General features: G+C 72.2%; 1 protein-coding gene. It reads left to right on the top strand.

From position 1 onward, the window contains the following. Positions 1-708: condensation domain-containing protein (locus tag AF1_RS32745; RefSeq protein WP_217999886.1), on the top strand; the 708-nt coding region annotated here is incomplete at both ends.

The following is a 708-nucleotide window of genomic DNA, read 5'->3' as shown; positions in this document are numbered from 1 at the left end:
GAACGGTTCCGGCTCAGTGCCGGTGTTCACGCGGCGCTCCAGGACCTCGCGCGGGAGACCGGCGCCAGCCCGTTCATGGTCGCGCAGGCCGCCTTCGCCGCCCTGCTGACCCGGCTCGGCGCCGGGACGGACGTGCCGATCGGCTCGCCCATCGCCGGGCGTACCGATGAGGCTCTGGACGATCTTGTCGGGATGTTCGTCAACATGCTCGTCTTCCGGACCGACACCTCCGGGGACCCGTCGTTCCGGGAACTGGTGGGACGGGTGCGGGAGACCGACCTCGCCGCCTACGCCCATCAGGACGTCCCGTTCGAGCGGCTCGTCGAGGTGCTGAACCCGCCGCGCCACCTGGCCCGGCACCCGCTGTTCCAGGTCGGGCTGACGTTCCAGAACAACCCCGAGGCACGGCTTGAGATGCCCGGCTTCAGCGCCGAGCTGGAACCGCTGACCGCCGGGGTGTCCCGGTTCGACCTGCTGATGATCCTCACCGAGCGGGAGGACGGGCTCGACGGCGAGCTGGAGTACGCGCTCGACCTGTACGACCCGGCCACCGCGCGGCGGCTCGTCGAGCGGTTCGATCGGTACCTGTCCGCGCTGCTCGCCGACCCGGACGCGCCCATCGGCGCCGCCGAGGTCCTGTCCGCGCAGGAGCGGTCGCTGATCCTCGGCGAGTGGGCGGGGGAAGACGCGGCCCCGGTGGACCGGGCC

The sequence above is a fragment of the Actinomadura formosensis NBRC 14204 genome, assembly GCF_001552155.1.
GTDB lineage: Bacteria > Actinomycetota > Actinomycetes > Streptosporangiales > Streptosporangiaceae > Spirillospora > Spirillospora formosensis.
The sequence above is the reverse complement of the archived record's forward strand: the minus strand, read 5'-3'. Positions and strand labels throughout refer to the sequence as shown.